A 17,037-nucleotide genomic window follows, 5' to 3' on the forward strand; every position below is an offset into this window, starting at 1 on the left:
TCGACGCAGTTGTACGCGACGTTCAGCGTGCCGTCCTGGAACCACTTGGCGAACGGCGGGTTCGACCAGTCCAGGGTCTCGGTCGGCTCCTTGGCCCAGCTCAGCCGGCGGGCCTGCTCGGCCCAGAAGCCGAGCCGGTCGGCCTCCGCCCGCTCGTACGCCTCCGCCGTGACATTGGCGTGCGCGGCAAGGTCGGCCGGGGGTGCGAACCGTCGCTCTTCCTTGAGCATGTTGGCGATAGACGGACGCTCGTTCACTTCGTGACTCCCAACATGCAGACAACACCGTCCCGTGTGTGGTTTAGACCAATCGCGGCGCTCTCGGATTCTTCTGTGACCGCGGGTAGTTGGTCAACCCCCTCCCGATCCTGGCACTCGTACCGGACCGGGTACAGGGGGTCACGAGCGGACAATAGGTGTGCCCGCCCCCTCCTCCGCCTCCCCGACGGAGCGCTTCTGATGCCGCCTTTCTGTCCTTCCTTCTTCCTTCTGTGCACGTGGGGCGGCCCGGTCCGGTTCGACAGCAGCCCGAACCGGACCGCCCCGGGCCCGAATCCGACCGCCCCGTGCGGCAACCTGTTCGGGCGGTGACCCTCCGTGGCGACCGCCCCGCCGTGCCGCTCCCGGGTGCTGTCGACCACCGCGATGACGGCCGCCCTCCGGGGGTGGGGCGACCGCCCGAGGCGGACGTCAGGCCAGGCTGTGCGCCTCCTCCGAACCGGCCACGTGACCGAACACGGCGTCCTCGCGCTCCTGTCCGTCGAGCAGATAGGCCTGCGCCTCACCCACGTGGAAGTACATCCCGTGCAGCTCCAGCGCTCCCGCGTCGAGTGCGCGCGCGACCGCCTCGTTCGCCCGCAGGTGCTCCAACTGCTGGACGACGTTGGTCAGGCAGAGCTGCTCCACCGCGTCGGCCGGCTGCCGCGCGGACAGTCTCGCCCAGGGCCTGCCGTCGTCGGCCATGCGCTCCAGGCTCGGTCTGCCGTGCCGCAGCCACCGCCGCAGCGGCGTCGGCGGGGCGTCCGGATCACTCGTGAGCAGGGCCTGCATCGCACCGCACCCCGAGTGGCCGCACACCGTGATCGAGCGCACCTTCAGCACGTCCACCGCGTACTCGATCGCGGCCGCCACCGAGTCGTCACCGCTCTCCTCGCCGGGCAGCGGTACGAGGTTGCCGACGTTGCGCACGACGAACAGGTCGCCGGGACCGCTGGAGGTGATCATCGACGTGACCAGCCGGGAGTCCGCGCAGGTAAGGAACAGCTGGGTCGGACGCTGACCCTCGCGCGCCAGCCGGGCCAGCTCGTCGCGGACGAGCGGGGCGGTGTTGCGCTGGAACGCGCTGATGCCGCGCACCAGTTGGTGCTCCCCCCGGTCGGCGGACACCGTCGCCGAGCCGGTCGCGGGTTCGGCGCCCGGGGCGTCGCACTGGTGGTTGCGCCACGGCGTCCAGGGGCGGCAGCGGCAGTCTGCCGTGTCACCGGGCTCGGCGATGCGGATACCGGGCCGGCGGCCGGTCAGCTCGACCGAACCACCCTGTTCGGTGTGCGACTTCTGCCAGTCGTGCAGGGCCTCGTAGGCGGCGTGGTCCATGAAGGAGCCGTCCAACTCCACCACCGCGGGGCTGCCTTGGGGAATCAGGTGCAGCGCCCGGCTCAGGCGGGGTACCGCGAGGAACGTCAACTGGCCCCTGACGTGTACGTGATGCACTCCTTCCTTCTCGTCGTGCGTGATGCGGGTGCGGGTGAGGCGGTGCAGGGCGACGGCGACGGCCACGGCGACCCCGAGTCCGACGCCCTCCAGCACACCGAGGAGAACCACGCCGAGCGTGGTGACGGCGTAGACGAGGACTTCCCGGTGGCGGGTCACCGTACGGATGTGGTTCAGGGAAACCATCTGGATACCGACGGCCATGACCAGGGCGGCCAGCGAGGCGAGCGGGATGAGCTCCAGGGCCGGGACCATCAGCAGTGCGGCGATCACTACGAGAACGCCGTGCAGCATCGTGGAGTTCCGGCTGACGGCCCCCGCGTTCACGTTCGCCGAACTTCTCACGGCGACCCCCGCGACGGGCAGTCCGCCGAGGACACCGGAGACGATGTTGGCGGCGCCCTGGCCGAGCAGTTCGCGGTTCAGGTCCGAGCGTCCGACCCGGGCGCCGAGACCGGGCCGGGTGGCGACGAGCTTGTCGACGGCGACGGCGCCCAGCAGCGACTGCACGCTGCACACGAGGGTGGTCGTCAGGACGGCGGCGGCGATGCCGAGCACCGGCCCCTCGGGCAGCCCGGACAGGGAGTGGCTGCTCCAGGAGGGCAGTTCGACCCGGTCCAGGCGCAGGCCGGCGAGCGAGGCGACGGCGGTGGCCCCGGCGACGGCCACGAGCGCGGCGGGCACCTTCCGCATCAACCGCCCCGCCCTGCCCGGGACCCGCGGCCAGGCGAGCAGCAGGAACAGGGTGAGCACGCTCGTGCAGACGGCGGCCGGGTGCAGCCCGGCCAACTGGGCGGGCAGCGCGCGGACGTTGGCGAGGACCGAGCTCTGCGGGGTGCCGCCGAGGACGATGTGCAGCTGCGCCACGGCGATCGTGATGCCGATGCCGGCGAGCATGCCGTGGACGACGGCCGGGCTGACGGCGAGCGCGCTGCGGGCCACGCGCAGGCAGCCGAGGCCGAGTTGGGCCAATCCGGCGAGCGCGGTGATGGCGCAGGTGGTGCGCCATCCGTACAGGTGGATGAGGTCGGCGGTGACCACGGTGAGTCCGGCGGCCGGGCCGCTGACCTGGAGCGGGCAGCCGCCGAGCCGTCCGGCGACGAGCCCTCCGACGGCGGCGGCGACGAGGCCCGCCTGGAGGGGGGCGCCGGTGGCGAGGGCGATGCCGAGGGACAGCGGCAGGGCGATCAGGAAGACCGCGATCGCCGCGGACACATCGGCCCCCGCGACGCGGAAGCGCCGGGGCGGGAGCGGTGGCGGGCTGTGGGGCTGGTGGGAGCGCTTCTTCCGATGGGGGTCGGTGGCGCGGGTGGGGATGCAGGCTGACATGTTCCCGTCTCCTCCGGGGCAGCGCGGTCGCGGAACAGGTACTCCCCCGTCGATGGCGGGGGATCGGGTCGCGGCCGTGGGTCACGGCGTGCAGTGGCGGGATGATTCAAGGCTCGGTAAATGAACCGTAATTCAGAGTAAAGCCGAGACATTACTTTTCGCCGCATTTGGGCTAAGTGATCACCCTCATGAGTGAAGTGGTTATTTCATCGGCTTGTCGTACTTATTCCTTCTCGGTCCCATGCGATTTTGGCGGCGCTGTCGGCCTTTTCCGGCACATCACCAGAAAACGCCCTCATCGGCGTTGGCCTGAGAGAAGGAAGAAGGTGGGCGGACATGGCCGCCACCCAGAGGATCGCCGTGAGCGTCGTGGTCGCCGCGGCCTGTGCCGCGTCGCTCGCAGGCTGCGGGCTCGGCACGACCGGTGCGAAGGAAGGGGCGCACGGCCCGCAGAAGGTCAAGGCGCCGGCGGCGCCCAAGAGCGTGGTCCGTCTGATCGGCGACGGCTCCACCTCGTACACCGGGGCGCAGCCCCACCTGCCGAAGGCCCAGCGGCTCAAGCCCGGGGAGAAGCCGCCGCAGTTCGTGGTGTTCTCGTGGGACGGCGCGGGCGAGGACAGCCAGAAGTTGTTCTCCCACTTCCGCGAGGTGGCCAAGGAGAACAACGCGAAGATGACGTACTTCCTCAGCGGCGTGTACCTGCTGCCGGAGGAGAAGCGTGACCTCTACAAGCCCCCGCAGCACTCTCCGGGCCGCTCCGACATCGGTTTCAACGACGAACAGGGAATCTCCGACACCGTCAAGCAACTGCGGCTGGCGTGGCTGGAGGGCAACGAGATCGGCACCCACTTCAACGGCCACTTCTGCGGCCCCGAGGGCGGGGTCGGCCAGTGGTCCGTCGACGAGTGGAAGAGCGAGATCAACCAGGCCAAGCAGTTCGTCAAGACCTGGAAGACGAACAGCGGCATGAAGAAGGCCGCCGCGCTGCCGTTCGACTACGACAAGGAACTCGTCGGAGCCCGCACGCCCTGCCTCGAAGGACAGAAGAACTTCATGAGGGCGGCGAGCGAGATGGGCTTCCGCTACGACACCAGCGGGGTCGACAACCAGGTCTGGCCGGCGAAGAAGGACGGGCTGTGGGACCTGTCCATGCAGCTCGTGCCCTTCCCCGGCCACTCCTACGAGCAGCTGACCATGGACTACAACTTCATGGTCAACCAGTCCGGCACGCAGACCCAGGGCGACCCGGACAAGTATGCGTACTGGGGCGACCAGATGCGCGACGGGCTGCTCAAGGGCTTCGACCGGGCCTACGACGGCAACCGCGCGCCGCTGATCATCGGCAACCACTTCGAGTCCTGGAACGGCGGCACCTACATGAAGGCCGTCGAGGACGTGGTCAAGACGGTGTGCAACAAGCCCGACGTGCGCTGCGTCTCCTTCCGGCAGTTGTCCGACTGGCTGGACGCGCAGGATCCGCAGACCGTCCAGAAGCTGCGGGGTCTGAACGTCGGCGAGGCACCGAAGCAGGGCTGGGCGTCCTTCCTGTCCGGGCACCCGGCGCCGGCACCGAAGGGCGTCCCCGGGGCGCCGGCCGCCAAGCAGTGACCGCCCGCCTCCGGGTGGCCTGAGAATCGCGCTCCCGGCCCCGCCCGCCGTCCTCCCGGACGTCAGGCGGGTGCCGCGACGCGGTGCTCGCCGAGGAGGAAGCCGGGGTCGACCTGTGCCGCCAGGTCGACCCCGGTGCGCGCGTTTCCCCAGGAGGCGGCGTTCTTCAGGTGGAAGTGCACCGTCTGCCGCGTGTAGCGCTCCCAGTCGCGCAGCGCGTACGTGGCGTCGGCGGCGTCCTTCAGGACGGACAGCGCCCGCCGGTTGTCGTCCTCCAAAAGCCCGAAACCCCGCGGGCGGCCCCTCTCCGCGGCGCGCACCCAGTCCGAGTGCGCGAACGTCGTCAGCAGGTCGTCGCCCGCCTCGGCGCGCAGGAAGTCGAGGTCGTCCCGGCCCTGCACCTTGTTGCCGACGACCTTCAGGGCGACGCCGAAGTCGCGGGCGCACTCCTTGTACTGCCGGTAGACGGAGACGCCCTTCCGGGTCGGCTCGGCGACCAGGAACGTCATGTCGAACCGGGTGAACATGCCGGAGGCGAAGGAGTCGGAGCCGGCCGTCATGTCGACCACCACGTAGTCCCGGCGGCCGTCGACCAGGTGGTTCAGGAACAGCTCCACCGCTCCGGTCTTGGAGTGGTAGCAGGAGACCCCCACGTCGGAGTCCGTGAAGGGCCCGGTGACCATCAAACGGACCGTGCCGCCGTCGAGTTCCACGTCCCGCGCACAGGCCTCGTACACCGGGTTGTCCTCGCGGACCCGCACCAGACGCGAACCCTCGCCGGGCGGTGTGGTCTTGATCATCGTGTCGGCGGAGGCGATGCGCGGGTTGGTGCCGCGCAAGTAGTCCTTGATGAGGGGCAGCCGTTCGCCCATGGCGGGCAGTGCGGCAGCCTCCTCCTCGGTGAGCCCGAGGGCCGGGCCCAGATGCTGGTTGATGTCGGCGTCGACCGCGACCACCGGCGCCGCGACCGACGCGAGATGACGCACGAAGAGGGAGGACAGCGTTGTCTTGCCGCTGCCGCCCTTTCCCACGAAGGCAATTTTCATGGTCACGAAGAGTAGCTTTCCGTTGGCGCTGAGTGACATGGGTGCGTGAAGAAGACCACTCCTTCGTGGGGCGGGCGCCGGGATGCGTAGTGTCGTACTCATGAGTACGACAGACGCGAAAGTCGATCCGCTCGCGGCCCTGGGCTCCCTGCCCGGCGTGGCCGACTCCGTCGAGTCCGTGCGCAAGGCCGTGGACCGGGTCTACGGACACCGGATCATGCGCCGCCGCAGCAACCAGATCACCGCGGAGGCCGCACTGCGCGGAGCGCGGGGTTCGGCGGCGCTCTCCGGTGCCGACTGGGCGCTGGAGGAGGTCCGCCGCCGCACCGACTTCAGCGGTGACGAGGAGGCGCGCGTGGTGGGCGCCGCCCTGCGGCTGACGGCGGAGGCCGGCCAACTGCTGTCCATCTGGCGGCAGTCACCGCTGCGGGTCCTCGCGCGGCTGCACCTGGTGGCCGCCGGGAACAACCGCGACGAGACCGGCCGCCCGCGTCGCCGGGGTGAACCGGTCGACGAACCGCTCGTCGAACTGCCGCTGCCCGACGCCGCCGAGGTCTCCGGCCGGCTGGAGGGACTGTCGGAACTGGTCGTCGCGGGCAGTGCCGCGCCGGCCCTGGTGACGGCCGCCGTCGTGCACGGCGAGATCCTGGCGCTGCGCCCCTTCGCCGACCACAACGGCCTCGTCGCGCGCACGGCCGAGCGCATCGTCCTGGTGGGCAGCGGACTCGACCCGAAGTCGGTCTGCGCCGCCGAGGTGGGCCACGCCGAACTCGGCCGCGCCGACTACCTCAAGGCCCTCGACGGCTACGTCTCCGGTGCGCCCGAGGGCATGGCGTCCTGGATCTCGCACTGCGGCCGTGCGGTCGAGCTGGGCGCACGCGAGTCGACGGCGGTGTGCGAGGCGCTCCAGCGCGGAGCCGCGTGACGCACGCGACGGCCCGCCCACGCCCGCGTGCGCGGTGAACTCCCCACAAAAATGCGGCGGTACGAGTTCTCGTACCGCCGCTGGCACGTCCACCGGGTTACCAGGCGTCCTCGGAATATTGCCCATCAGGTGGGAAACCTCGTCCCGTTACCTGGTGCGGCTGGCCCGTAATCGACGGGTCGACGTCGCGTGGGTGCCCTGTGTCGGTGCTCGGTCCGTGGGGCCGGATGCGTACAGAAGGGTCGTCCTCTCGGATGTCCCTCGGTCTCGCGGGCCGCTGATTCCTTTGTACTCCCGGCGGCGGGCAAGCGAAAGCCCTGACCGCACTTCTTTACTTTTCGCCACGAAAAGGGTCAAAAGGCTCTTCGAAGTGCCGTGCCCCTGCGGGGCGTTGACGTCGGAAGCCGGGCGAGCCGCAGGTCAGACGGCCGCGGCCCGGCGACGGCTCGCGTACCAGACGAGTCCCGCGGTGGCCGCCGCGGCGCCTATGGCGGCCACCGCCGCGAGCGCCGGACGCTGCGGCACGGAGAACGCGGGCAGCCGCTGCTTGAGCCGTACCGGCTTGTGGAAGTCGAGAACCGGCCACCCGCGCGTACCGGCCTCGCGGCGCAGGGTCCGGTCGGGGTTCACCACGTGCGGGTGGCCCACCGACTCCAGCATCGGCACGTCGGTGATCGAGTCGCTGTACGCGTAGCAGCGGGCGAGGTCGTACCCCTCCGAGGCGGCCAGCTCCTTGACGGCCTCGGCCTTGGTGGGCCCGTAGGCGTAGTACTCCACCTCCCCGGTGAAGCAGCCGTCGGCCCCGACCACCATGCGGGTCGCCACCACGCGGTCGGCGCCCAGGAGTTCACCGATCGGCTCGACCACCTCGGCACCGGACGTCGACACGATGACGACGTCGCGGCCGGCGGTGTGGTGCTCCTCGATGAGGGACGCGGCCTCGTCGTAGATGATCGGGTCGATGAGGTCGTGCAGCGTCTCGGCGACGATCTCCTTGACCTGCTGGACGTTCCAGCCGCGGCACAGCGCGGACAGGTACGCGCGCATGCGCTCCATCTGGTCGTGGTCGGCGCCGCCCGCCAGGAAGACGAACTGCGCGTACGCGGTCCGCAGTACGGCCCGGCGGTTGATCAGGCCGCCTTGGTAGAAGGACTTGCTGAAGGTGAGCGTGCTCGACTTCGCAATGACCGTCTTGTCCAGGTCGAAGAACGCCGCTGTGCGGGGCAAGGAGTGGTTTTCCACGACCCCGAGCATAGGGGCAGCCCATTCGGCGTAAGGTGTGGCGCGTGGGTTTGCCTGAGAGGTCTCTCGGGTACACCATGGAAGTCACGGATCGTTCGCGACCGTGCTAACCCGGCCCGACTCCTCCCCCCCCGAGTCGGCCGTGGGGACGACCCCCGCTCTCCCCCCCGGCGGGGGTCGTCGCATGTCCGGGTGGGTTTTTCCCCTTCTTTTCGCGGTTGATCCGCGTCCTCGCGGCCCTGGTTGCCGTGGCCTCGTCGCGCCCTCGATTCGTCACCGAGGGTAGTCATGGCGACGCTCTCCGGAAGATTTCCCGAAGTCCGCAGGGGTGCGTCCGAAACTCGTTGCGCGAGTCACCGATGAGGGTGGCGGCGATATTCACAGCCTTCGAGTTGTCCACAGTTTTCGACCAAGATCCACGGGATTTCCCCGATCCCCGCATGGTGATTCCAGCAGGTCCCGGACGGGGCGGCGGTCGCCGACCGGACTCCCGTGGACCGGGCCTGCTCGCACCACCCGAATCCGCCCAGCAGAAAAGTGGAAAGCCCGCCGGTATTCGCGCGGCGGGAGGCCCTGGTGTTCCGGGTCTCCCGAAGCGCGGGCGGTTCCGGAACCCGGCCCGACCAGCGTCGCAGGGCGAGCCGGCGCCGGTCGGCGGGCCACGACGGAGGAGGGGTGCGCGCCGGACGAACAGGTCGGCGGACAAAGGCAGTTCCGCGAAAACCGTCGGTGCGGAAAGCGCCGCATCGGGCTCGCGCAATTCACCCGAGGAATCACAGAAATGGGGGACACACATCATGGCCGGAGCCATCACGGAGGAACCTCCGCCCGCCGCCCGGGGGCGCCAGGGCAAACCGCTGATCGTCACCGAGGACGCGGTGCTCCTCGACGACCTGCTCCGCCTTTGCGCGGCGGCCGGAGCCACACCGGAGGTGCACCACGGTCCACCCGGGCCGGGCGGCCGCTGGGACGGCGCACCGCTCGTCCTGGTCGGTGACGACGCGGCACGGCGCGTCCGGGGCGCGCCGCGCCGACCGGGCGTGGTGCTGGTCGGCCGCGACCAGGACGATCCGGGCGTCTGGCGGCGCGCCGTCGAGATCGGCGCCGACCACGTCCTGATGCTGCCGGACGGCGAACAGTGGCTCATCGACCGCATCGCGGACGTGGCCGAGGGCGTCGGCCGTCCCGCGCTGACCGTCGGAGTCATCGGCGGGCGCGGCGGAGCGGGTGCGTCGACCCTGGCCTGCGCGCTGGCGGTGACCGCGGCCCACGAGGGGCTGCGCACGCTGCTGGTGGACGCGGATCCATTGGGCGGCGGACTCGACGTCCTGCTCGGCGGGGAGGCGGTGGAAGGGCTGCGCTGGCCCGCGTTCGCGGCCTCGCGCGGCAGGGTCGGCGGCGGCGCCCTGGAGGAGTCCCTGCCGGAGCTGCACTCCCTGCGCGTCCTCAGCTGGGACCGCGGCGACCGCGTGGCGGTGCCGCCGCAGGCCGTACGGGCGGTGCTCGCCGCCGCGCGACGACGCGGCGGGGCCGTCGTGGTCGATCTGCCGCGGCGCCTCGACGAGGGCGTCGCCGAGGTCCTCGCCCAGTTGGACCTGGGAATTCTGGTGGTGCCCGCCGAACTGCGCGCGGTGGCGGCCGCGAGCAGGGTCTCGTCGGCGGTCGGCATGGTTCTGCGCGACCTGCGGGTGGCGGTCCGGGGCCCGTACGAGCCGGGTCTGGACGAGCGCGAGGTGGCCCGGCTGCTGGGGCTGCCCCTGGTGGGTGAGGTGCCGCCGGACCCGGGGCTGCCGCGGCAGGTCGCCGGTCGGACACCGCCCGGTGCGGGGCGCGGACCACTGGCCCGCTTCTGCACGACGTTCTGGGAGCGGGCACTCGTCGAGGCGGCGGACGCGTGAACGGCGACCACGGCGTGGGACGGGCGGGCGCTGCGGCTGCACCGCTCGGAACGAGTGCCGTCGGAGGGGAAGCGCCCTACGGATACCCGGCCCCGTCTGCCGGACGACCGGGCTCCGCGCCCGGCGCCGTGTCACCGGGCGGGCCCGGCAGCGGGGCCGAGGGCACCGTCGCCGACACCGATGCGGTGGTGGGGCTGCTGGACGGGGTGCGTCGCAGGCTGGCCGAGAGCGGGGCGGAGCCCACGCCCGCGCGAGTGGCACAGGCTCTGCGTCAGCAGGGACGGGTGCTCGGCGACGCCGAAGTACTGCGTACCGCCGCCCAGTTGCGTTCCGAACTGGTGGGCAGCGGTCCGCTGGACCCCCTGCTCGCCGATCCGTCGGTCACGGACGTCCTGGTCTCCGCTCCCGACCGGGTGTGGGTGGACCGGGGCGGTGGCCTGGAGCCGTCGCCGGTCCGGTTCACCGACGCGGCGGCCGTGCGGCGACTCGCGCAGCGGCTGGCGGCGGTCGCGGGCCGCCGTCTCGACGACGCCCGGCCCTGGGTGGACGCCCGGCTGCCCGACGGCACGCGTCTGCACGCGGTGCTTCCGCCGGTGGCCGTCGGGTGCACGTGTCTGTCCCTGCGGGTCGTCCGGCCGAGGGCCTTCACGCTCGGCGAACTGGTGGCGGCAGGGACCGTGCCGCCGGGCGGTGACCGGCTGCTGCGGGCGCTCCTTCGGGCACGGCTGTCCTTCATCGTCAGCGGTGGCACGGGGACCGGGAAGACCACCCTGCTCAGCGCCCTGCTGGGGCTGGTCGGCGGGGACGAGCGGATCGTGCTCGCCGAGGACTCCGCGGAACTGCGGCCGGACCATCCGCACGTCGTGCGGCTGGAGGCCAGACCCGCCAACCAGGAGGGCGCGGGCCTGGTCACCCTGGAGGACCTGGTGCGGCAGGCACTGCGGATGCGCCCGGACCGGCTGGTCGTGGGCGAGGTGCGCGGGCCCGAGGTCGTCCACCTGCTGGCAGCGCTGAACACCGGCCACGAGGGCGGCTGCGGCACCGTCCACGCCAACGCGGCGGCCGACGTGCCGGCCCGGCTTGAGGCGCTGGGAACCGCGGCCGGGCTGGACAGGGCGGCCCTGCACAGCCAGTTGGCGGCGGCGCTCTCGGTGGTGCTGCACCTGGTGCGCGACCGTACCGGGCGCCGGAGGATCGCCGAGGTCCATGTGCTGGAGCGGGACCCGGCCGGGCTGGTGCGCACGGTGCCGGCGCTGCGCTGGGGTCCCGGAGCGTTCGTGCGCGAACGGGGCTGGGACCGGTTGCGGGCGCTGCTGGGTGAACGGGGCGAAGCGCCGCCGGAGGAGGAGCACCGGGCGGACATCGCAAGGGAGTTGGGACGCGCGTACGGGCTCCCGGCGGGGCCGACACCGACGGTCGCTCCGTACGGGGCGGCGCCCCCGGGTGGCACGGAAGTCCCGAGCGTGGCGGCCCCGAGCGCGGGCGTCACCGGGTCGGCGGCAACGGGCACGGCGGCGACGGGCACGGCGGCCGTGCACAGGCGGGAGGAACGGTGGTCGGGATGACCGGAGGGGGAAGCGGGACCGGGCAGGCGCTGGGCGCGGTGCTGCTGTGCGGCGGAGCGGCGGTGTGGCTGGTGGGCGGTCGCCGGTCGGGTGCGCGCCGGGCGCAACTGCTGCTCGCGGGCGGTGGTGTCGTCGGCGCGGGGCCCCCGGGCTGGGAGCGCGTCGGCGGCGAACTGCACCGGCTGAGGGCGAGGTTGCGGCCCGAGTGGTGGGCCCTGGCGGCCGGGCTGGTCCTCGCGGTGCTGGGCACCTCGGTGGTGCCGGCGGTGGCGGGCGCGGCCGTGGTGCCGGTGCTGCGCCGGGCACGGCTGGCGCGCTGCGCGCGACGGGCCGGGGAGGCCCGGGGCGAGGCGGTGATCGTCCTGTGCGGTGCCGTCGCCGGGGAGGTCCGGGCGGGACGGCAGCCGGGCGAGGCGCTGTTGGCCGCCGCGCGGGACTCCGGCGGCCTGGGCGGCGGGTCGGCGGCGGTGCTGGCGGCGGCGCGGTTCGGCGGGGACGTTCCCGGGGCGCTCGCGGTGGCCGCCGAGGAACCGGGGGCCGACGGCCTGCTGGGGCTCGCGGCGTGCTGGCGGGTGGCGGTCGACCGGGGCGCCGGGCTGGCGGACGGGCTGGACAGGCTCGAAGGCGCCCTGCGTGCGGAGCGGGACCAACATGCCGATCTCAGGGCGCAGTTGGCGTCCGCCCGAGCCACGGCGGTGATGCTCGCGGGCCTGCCGAGTGTGGGACTGCTCCTCGGGACGGCCATGGGCGCCGACCCCCTGCACGTGCTGCTGCACACCGGCGCGGGTCTGGGGTGCCTGGTGGCGGGTGGGGTGTTCGAGGGCCTGGGGCTGTGGTGGGCCCTGCGGATCGTCAGAGGAGCGGAGGCGCTGTGAACGCGGAAGTTGTCCACAGGCTGGGGGAGGCCGTGGGGATTGCCGGGCTGAGCGGACTGCTCGTGCGGCGGACGGTGTCCGCCCGCCGCGCGCAGGTTGCCCGCCGGCGCCTGACCGGGCTGCTGGCGGCCCCGGCACCCGTGGCCCGGACGCGGCTCGCCCTGCCGGTCGGCAGGCTCCGGCGGTGGTTACCCGCCCTGGGGATCGTGGTGGCGGGGTGGGTGCTCGTCGGAGGAATCGTCGGTGCCGGACTCGGCCTGGTCGTCGCAGCGGGGCTGTGGAGATGGCGGCTGCGACAGACGGCCGCGGTGCCCGAGCCCGAGTTCGACGCGGCGCATGCCGGGCGTCAACTCCCGCTGGCGGCAGACCTGCTGGCGGCGTGCATCGCGGCGGGAGCGGGCACGGTGGCCGCCGCACGGGCGGTGGGTGAGGCCCTGGGCGGTCCCGTGGGTGACCGGTTGGCGCACGGAGCTGCCGAGGCTCGGCTCGGCGGTGCCCCGGCCGACGCCTGGCGCGGACTGGCCGTGCTGCCGGGCGCCGCCGGCCTGGCGCGGCTGTTGGAGCGGGCGGACGAGTCCGGCGTACCGGCCGTCGCACCGGTGGCGCGGCTCGCGGCGGATGCCCGCGCCGAGTGGGTGCGTGCGGCGACGACGAGGGCCCGCCGTGCGGCCGTCATGGTCACCGCCCCGGTCGGCCTGTGCTTCCTGCCCGCGTTCATCGCCGTCGGCGTGCTGCCCGTGGTGATCGGCCTGGCGGGCGGCGTGCTGGGAGGGGGTGGGGGCTGAGCGGGCGGAGGCACGGCCCGTCGCGTCGGGGGTGCGGCGCGCGGCGCGGGCGGGACACGGACAGGTCATGGACGAGAACGACGACGAGAACGAGGCGAGGAGCGACAGGACATGAAGATCACGGGGTTCGAGAAGTACGGGACGGTTCGGGAACGGCTGTGGGCGTTGCGACGCGTGCGACGGTTGCGGCCCTGGCGGCGTGCGGACGCCGGGATGGTCACCTCCGAGTACGCCATGGGCATCGTGGCGGCGGTGGCGTTCGCGGTGCTGCTCTACCAGGTGGTGACGAGCGGGCAGGTCAAGACGGAACTCCAGGAGATCGTGAAACGGGCGCTCAGTGCGCGGATGTGAGCGGGAGCCGCGGAGGGGACAGGGCGGGCGAACAGGGCCACGCCCGCGAACGGTTCCGGCGACAGGCCGTGGTTGGCGGCGCCAACGGCTCGGTGCGGACGGCGGGTTCGTGACCGCGGAGTCGGCCGCCGTCCTCCCCGTGCTGGTGCTGTTCGCCATGGCGTTGGTGTGGGGGCTGTTGGCGGTGGGCGCGCAGTTGCAGTGCGTCGACGCCGCGCGGACGGGAGCGAGGGCGGCCGCCCGGCAGGACCCGGCAGACGCCGTCGTGCAGGTGACCCGCGAGGCGGCACCGAAGGGCGCCACGGTCACCGTCAGCCGCGGGGAGGGGCAGGTGCGGGTGGTCGTCGTGGCGCGACCGCCGGGGCTGGGCGGGCTGCCGTTCGACCTCCGGGAGGAGGCCGTCGCGGCGGCGGAGGAGACGCAGGGCGGCACGACGGTGGCGTCCGTCGAGGAAGGGAGTGGGGCGGAGGGGCTGGGTGGGGTGACGGGTGACGACCAACGGCAGCCGCCACGGCGCGAGTTGACGGCGGGGCGGGACGCCGACGCCCACAGTGGGCGGGAGAGTCGGGAGAGTGCGGAGCGGTGAACGAGGGAGAGAGGGGTGCGGAGAGGGTCAACCGGGCGGGGTGGAAGGGGTGTTGGCGGCGTTGGACCGGCGGCGGGGGCGGGGGTGACCGGGGTTCCGCGACCGTCTGGAGTGTGGGGGCGATCGCCGTGCTGTGCGTGGTGTTCGGGGTCCTGCTCGCGGCGGGGCAGGCGGTCGTGGCGCGTCACCGTGCCGCCGGCGGGGCCGACCTGGCCGCGCTGACCGCCGCCGACCACTGGGCGGACGGGAGTCCCGAGGCCTGTGCGCGGGCCGGACGGCTGGCCCGGGAACAGGGCGTACGGCTCGTGCGGTGCGTGGTCGTCGGGGAGATCTCGGACGTCACCGCGAGCGCGGGACAGGGACCGTTCGCGGCGGAGGTGCGGGCGCGGGCGGGGCCGCCCGGGTGAGGGCGGGCCCGCGGGCGCGTCGGCCCGGTGCGTACGGGGACGGGGACGGCCGAGCGCCCTCTGCCTCTGCCGCCCTCGACGCTGGCTGCCGCGCCCACCCGCCGGTCAGGAAAGGGGAGTTGGTGCCGGGTTGTCGCTTCCTTCCGGCTCGGCCGGATCCTCGGGGCGCTTCGGATCCTCCGGGCTGCCCAGGTCCTGGGGAGCGTCCCGCAGCAGGACCGTGAGGAGGCGGACGGCGCCGCGTTTGTGCAGGGGCTCGTTGCCGTTGCCGCACTTGGGCGACTGGATGCACGAGGGGCAGCCGGCGTCGCACTCGCAGGAGGCGATGGCCTCGCGGGTGGCGGTGAGCCACTCGCGGGCGGTGTGGAAGGCGCGTTCGGCGAAGCCCGCCCCGCCGGGGTGGCCGTCGTAGACGAAGACCGTCGGAAGGAGGGTGTCGGGGTGCAGGGGGACGGAGACGCCGCCGATGTCCCAGCGGTCGCAGGTGGCGAAGAGCGGCAGCATGCCGATCGAGGCGTGCTCCGCGGCGTGCAGGGCGCCGCCGAGGATCTCCGGGTTGACGCGTGCGGCGTCGAGCTGGTCCTCGGTGACCGTCCACCACACGGCGCGGGTGCGCAGGGTCCTGGGCGGCAGGTCGAGCTTCGTCTCGCCCAGCACCTCGCCGGTCATGACCCGGCGGCGCAGGAAGGAGACGACCTGGTTGGTGACCTCGACGGAGCCGTAGCAGAGACGGCCGTCGCCCCAGGGGATCTCGACGTCGGTCTCCAGGACGGAGATCGCCGTGGTGTCGCGGGCGGCCGTCGAGTAGGGCGGGGAGGCCTCCTCGACGAGGGCGACGGAATCCTCCAGGTCCAGGGAGCGCACCAGGTAGGTGCGGCCCTGGTGGAGGTGGACGGCACCCTCGTGGACGGTCGCGTGGGCGGCCTCCTCGTCGACGGTGCCGAGCAGCCGTCCCGTACCGGCCTCGACGATCTGCACCGGGCGTCCGCCGCCGCCGCGGATGTCGGTGAGGTCGGCGGCGCGTTCGCGGCGGGTCCAGTGCCAGGCCTTCGTCCGGCGGCGCAGCAGCTTCGCGGCCTCCAGCTGCGGCAGCAGTTCGGCGCAGGCCGGCCCGAACAGGGCGAGGTCGTCGTCGGTCAGGGGCAGCTCGGCCGCGGCGGCGCAGAGGTGGGGGGCCAGGACGTAGGGGTTGTCCGGGTCGAGGACGGTGGATTCCACCGGTTGGTCGAACAGGGCCTCGGGATGATGGACGAGGAAGGTGTCCAGCGGGTCGTCGCGGGCGACGAGGACCGCGAGGGCGCCCTGGCCGGAGCGTCCGGCGCGGCCGGCCTGCTGCCACAGGGAGGCACGGGTGCCGGGATAGCCGGCGATGACCACGGCGTCGAGGCCGGAGACGTCGACGCCGAGTTCGAGGGCGGTGGTGGCGGCGAGGCCGAGGAGTTCGCCGGAGTGCAGGGCGCGTTCGAGGGCGCGGCGTTCCTCGGGGAGGTAGCCGCCCCGGTAGGCGGCGACGCGCCGGGGGAGCGAGCGGTCGATCTCGGCGAGGCGTTCCTTGGCGATCACCGAGATCAGCTCGGCGCCGCGCCGGGACCGTACGAAGGCGATGGACCGCACGCCCTGGACGGTCAGGTCGGTGAGGAGGTCGGCGGTCTCGGCGGTGGCGGTGCGGCGCACCGGGGCGCCCTTCTCGCCGTGCAGCTCGGTGAGCGGGGGTTCCCAGAGGGCGAAGACCAGCTCACCGCGCGGTGAGGCGTCCTCGGCGACCTCCGCGACGGGCAGGCCGGTGAGCCGGCGGGCGGCGACGGCGGGCTCCGCGGCGGTCGCCGAGGCCAGCAGGAACACGGGCGACGCGCCGTAGCGCGCGCACAGTCTGCGCAGCCGGCGCAGCACCTGGGCGACGTGCGAGCCGAAGACGCCGCGGTAGGTGTGGCACTCGTCGACGACGACGTACTTCAGGGCGCGCAGGAAGGACGACCAGCGGGCGTGGGAGGGGAGGATGCCGCGGTGCAGCATGTCGGGGTTCGTGAGGACGTAGGTGGCGTACTGGCGAACCCACTCGCGTTCCTCGAACGGCGTGTCGCCGTCGTACACGGCGGTTCGCACGGAGTTTCCCAGCGGCCGGGAGAGGTCCTTCACGGCACGGCACTGGTCGGCCGCGAGCGCCTTCGTCGGGGCGAGGTAGAGGGCGGTGGCGCCGCGGCCGTTGGGTGCCTCGGAACCCTCCAGGAGGCGCGAGAGCACGGGCACGAGGTAGCCCAGGGACTTGCCGGAGGCGGTGCCCGTGGAGACGACGACGGACTCGCCGTCGAGCGCGTGCTCGGCAGCGCGTGCCTGGTGGGCCCAGGGATGCTCGATCCCGGCGGCCTGTACCGCGGCGACGACCTCGGGACGGATCCGGTCCGGCCAGACGGCATGACGGCCCGCACGCGGGGGCAAGTGCTCCGTATGAGTGATGCGCGAAGCCCTGCCCGGCCCCGAGGCGAGACGGTCCAGAACCGTGCCGGGGGCGGGGCGGGAGGCGTTGTCCGTCGGGGGTCGATCGGACCGGTGATTTATGGCCATCGGCATCGAGTGTGTCACCGGCGTGACGGACAATGGGTCCAAGGCGTCGTGCACGCCTGCCGGTAAGTGATTGAATGCCAACGCGGCTGGCGAACCGTCCCGGGGGATCAAGCCGAGGTGTCCCGAGGGGCGACCGCTCGATAGCAAGG

General features: G+C 72.9%; 12 protein-coding genes and 2 pseudogenes. 9 read left to right on the forward strand and 5 right to left on the reverse strand.

Annotated elements, in window-relative coordinates; all coding sequences use genetic code 11:
• The coding region (locus ACFZA0_RS34665; protein ID WP_391024531.1) for an acetyl-coenzyme A synthetase N-terminal domain-containing protein at window positions 1-230 on the reverse strand (230 nt) is incomplete at its 3' end.
• 459 nt (window positions 231-689) lie between these two features.
• A complete protein-coding gene (locus ACFZA0_RS34670) occupies window positions 690-3,038 on the reverse strand; it encodes a SulP family inorganic anion transporter (protein ID WP_391024392.1) in 2,349 nt (782 codons plus the stop codon).
• A gap of 336 nt (window positions 3,039-3,374) precedes the next feature.
• Here ACFZA0_RS34670 and ACFZA0_RS34675 point away from each other — a divergent pair, with 336 nt between their 5' ends.
• Window positions 3,375-4,646, forward strand: coding sequence for a hypothetical protein (locus ACFZA0_RS34675; protein WP_391024394.1), 1,272 nt, complete (start codon window positions 3,375-3,377; stop codon window positions 4,644-4,646).
• A 62-nt stretch (window positions 4,647-4,708) separates the two neighbouring features.
• On the opposite strand, the gene ACFZA0_RS34680 is transcribed toward ACFZA0_RS34675, so the two are convergent.
• Window positions 4,709-5,692: an ATP-binding protein gene (locus ACFZA0_RS34680; RefSeq protein ID WP_391024532.1), complete on the reverse strand. Its 984-nt coding sequence runs from the start codon at window positions 5,690-5,692 to the stop codon at window positions 4,709-4,711.
• 100 nt (window positions 5,693-5,792) lie between these two features.
• Between ACFZA0_RS34680 and ACFZA0_RS34685 the strand changes: the two genes are divergently transcribed.
• Window positions 5,793-6,617: an oxidoreductase gene (locus tag ACFZA0_RS34685; protein WP_391024395.1), complete on the forward strand. Its 825-nt coding sequence runs from the start codon at window positions 5,793-5,795 to the stop codon at window positions 6,615-6,617.
• Between the two features lie 420 nt (window positions 6,618-7,037).
• Here the strand turns inward: ACFZA0_RS34685 and ACFZA0_RS34690 are convergent, their stop codons facing one another.
• The gene (locus ACFZA0_RS34690) at window positions 7,038-7,871 is read right to left on the reverse strand and encodes an HAD-IB family hydrolase (protein WP_391024397.1); all 834 of its coding nucleotides are present in this window, start codon (window positions 7,869-7,871) and stop codon (window positions 7,038-7,040) included.
• 785 nt (window positions 7,872-8,656) lie between these two features.
• Between ACFZA0_RS34690 and ssd the strand changes: the two genes are divergently transcribed.
• The 7 genes and pseudogenes from ssd to ACFZA0_RS34725 all read left to right on the forward strand — a co-directional run bounded on the left by ssd (window position 8,657) and on the right by ACFZA0_RS34725 (window position 14,326).
• Window positions 8,657-9,757 carry a septum site-determining protein Ssd gene (gene ssd, locus ACFZA0_RS34695; protein WP_391024398.1) on the forward strand — a complete coding sequence of 367 codons (1,101 nt, stop codon included), beginning with the start codon at window positions 8,657-8,659 and terminating at the stop codon, window positions 9,755-9,757.
• 128 nt (window positions 9,758-9,885) lie between these two features.
• A pseudogene (locus ACFZA0_RS34700) lies at window positions 9,886-11,085 on the forward strand (TadA family conjugal transfer-associated ATPase); the annotation flags it as partial.
• Window positions 11,086-11,318: 233 nt separating this feature from the next.
• Window positions 11,319-12,197: a type II secretion system F family protein gene (locus ACFZA0_RS34705; protein ID WP_391024400.1), complete on the forward strand. Its 879-nt coding sequence runs from the start codon at window positions 11,319-11,321 to the stop codon at window positions 12,195-12,197.
• Window positions 12,194-12,982, forward strand: coding sequence for a type II secretion system F family protein (locus ACFZA0_RS34710; RefSeq protein ID WP_391024402.1), 789 nt, complete (start codon window positions 12,194-12,196; stop codon window positions 12,980-12,982). The genes ACFZA0_RS34705 and ACFZA0_RS34710 overlap by 4 nt, the downstream gene beginning before the upstream one ends.
• A 111-nt stretch (window positions 12,983-13,093) precedes the next feature.
• Window positions 13,094-13,333, forward strand: a complete 240-nt coding sequence (locus ACFZA0_RS34715) for a DUF4244 domain-containing protein (protein WP_391024404.1) — start codon at window positions 13,094-13,096, stop codon at window positions 13,331-13,333.
• 109 nt (window positions 13,334-13,442) lie between these two features.
• Window positions 13,443-13,760, forward strand: a pseudogene (locus ACFZA0_RS34720) (TadE family type IV pilus minor pilin); the annotation flags it as partial.
• A gap of 155 nt (window positions 13,761-13,915) precedes the next feature.
• Complete coding sequence (locus ACFZA0_RS34725) at window positions 13,916-14,326, forward strand: Rv3654c family TadE-like protein (protein ID WP_391024405.1); 411 nt, start codon at window positions 13,916-13,918, stop codon at window positions 14,324-14,326.
• Window positions 14,327-14,431: 105 nt separating this feature from the next.
• On the opposite strand, the gene ACFZA0_RS34730 is transcribed toward ACFZA0_RS34725, so the two are convergent.
• Window positions 14,432-16,969, reverse strand: a complete 2,538-nt coding sequence (locus ACFZA0_RS34730) for a DEAD/DEAH box helicase (RefSeq protein WP_391024406.1) — start codon at window positions 16,967-16,969, stop codon at window positions 14,432-14,434.
• Window positions 16,970-17,037 lie beyond the last annotated feature (68 nt).

Origin of the sequence: Streptomyces sp. NPDC008150, from assembly GCF_042956945.1 — a bacterium.
Lineage (GTDB): Bacteria > Actinomycetota > Actinomycetes > Streptomycetales > Streptomycetaceae > Streptomyces.

Excerpts from the sequence above, each read along its gene's own strand:
- ACFZA0_RS34670 (WP_391024392.1), bottom strand. The coding sequence starts at position 3,038 with ATGTCAGCCTGCATCCCCACCCGCGCCACCGACCCCCATCGGAAGAAG.
- ACFZA0_RS34675 (WP_391024394.1), top strand. The coding sequence starts at position 3,375 with ATGGCCGCCACCCAGAGGATCGCCGTGAGCGTCGTGGTCGCCGCGGCC.
- ACFZA0_RS34680 (WP_391024532.1), bottom strand. The coding sequence starts at position 5,692 with ATGAAAATTGCCTTCGTGGGAAAGGGCGGCAGCGGCAAGACAACGCTG.
- ACFZA0_RS34685 (WP_391024395.1), top strand. The coding sequence starts at position 5,793 with ATGAGTACGACAGACGCGAAAGTCGATCCGCTCGCGGCCCTGGGCTCC.
- ACFZA0_RS34690 (WP_391024397.1), bottom strand. The coding sequence starts at position 7,871 with ATGCTCGGGGTCGTGGAAAACCACTCCTTGCCCCGCACAGCGGCGTTC.
- ssd (WP_391024398.1), top strand. The coding sequence starts at position 8,657 with ATGGCCGGAGCCATCACGGAGGAACCTCCGCCCGCCGCCCGGGGGCGC.
- ACFZA0_RS34705 (WP_391024400.1), top strand. The coding sequence starts at position 11,319 with ATGACCGGAGGGGGAAGCGGGACCGGGCAGGCGCTGGGCGCGGTGCTG.
- ACFZA0_RS34715 (WP_391024404.1), top strand. The coding sequence starts at position 13,094 with ATGAAGATCACGGGGTTCGAGAAGTACGGGACGGTTCGGGAACGGCTG.